This is a genomic window from Oleiphilus sp. HI0132 (assembly GCF_001635845.1).
Map to the genome: position 1 here is coordinate 1 of NZ_LWGJ01000350.1, position 1,259 is coordinate 1,259.

The following is a 1,259-nucleotide window of genomic DNA, read 5'->3' on the forward strand; positions in this document are numbered from 1 at the left end:
TGCCGCGCACGAGGCTCTATTGTTATTTTTTAAAGGGTAAAAAGTCGACATGAGTGATCTATATCTAAAGCTTGCGAACTCTCAGTATACACAGCCAATCATCCAAGCTTTGAACTTGCCCAAACCTCTTAATCTTGCTCGTAGCGAACATGAAAGCTTATATAATATTAGCGGTAAAATCCTGCTTGCCGCGACTAAGCATAATTTTGCGACTAATAGTGTATTTAAGGCTCTCGACTCCGACAACATTACCCTGTTTAGTGCACGCTCTAATACCGAGACACTAAACTTATCGGCCGCACCTACGAGTTATAAAGCTAAATGTACAGAAATTCAGATCGACAACCTTGAAGATCAAAAGTTTAAAGCTTTAGTTTTTGATGCGACGGGAATAAAAACAAGCCAAGAACTGAAGCAATTGTACAGCGTCTTTACTCGTTCCGTTAAGAAAATTAGTATTAATGGACGCTTTGTCATTATTGGGCAATCACCTTCGCAACTTGAATCACCGGAAAGCGCTTCTTTGCAAGGCTCCTTAATAGGGTTTGCAAAATCGCTAGCTAAAGAGTGTGGTAAAAAAGGGATCACCAGCAATGTTATTTACCTGGAAAAAGGCGCTCAGAAATATCTAGACAGCTCTCTCAGGTTTTTCCTTTCGCCCAAGTCAGCCTACATAAGCGGACAATCTATTCAGCTTTGCAACAAAGCAACCAAGCAGAAAAGAACAGACCAGGCTAAGCCACTACTCGGCAAAACTGCTCTTGTAACTGGAGCTGCTCAGGGGATTGGCTATCACACCGCAAAAACATTAGCGCGCGATGGTGCAACAGTCGTCTGCCTGGATATACCTGCCAATGAAAGTGCTACACAAGCTCTCGCTAAAGAGATTTCTGGACACAGTGTTGCATTGGATTTAAGCGCAGAAAGCTCGGTCGACTCTATATGCAATACTATTGGTGCGCAACTCGGCGTAATAGATATCATTGTTCATAACGCTGGCATTACTCGCGACAAGACTATTGCTAACATGCCAGAGCACTTTTGGGATCAAGTGATAAACATCAACTTGTCCAGGGTGCTGGATATCAATCGTGCGCTAATAGAAAAGAAGCTACTTGCTAACAATGCACGCATCATCTGTATATCTTCTATTTCCGGGATTGCAGGTAACTTCGGACAAAGTAATTACGCCTGCTCTAAAGCCGGAATAGCCTCTTATGTTGAAGCGATGAGCCAACACACCGCCGACCAGGGCCTTC

General features: G+C 43.4%; 1 protein-coding gene. It reads left to right on the forward strand.

Annotated features, from left to right (window positions below):
* Nucleotides 1-49: 49 nt before the first annotated feature.
* On the forward strand, nucleotides 50-1,259 hold a 1,210-nt coding region (locus A3766_RS04320; protein WP_068641766.1), incomplete at its 3' end, for an SDR family NAD(P)-dependent oxidoreductase.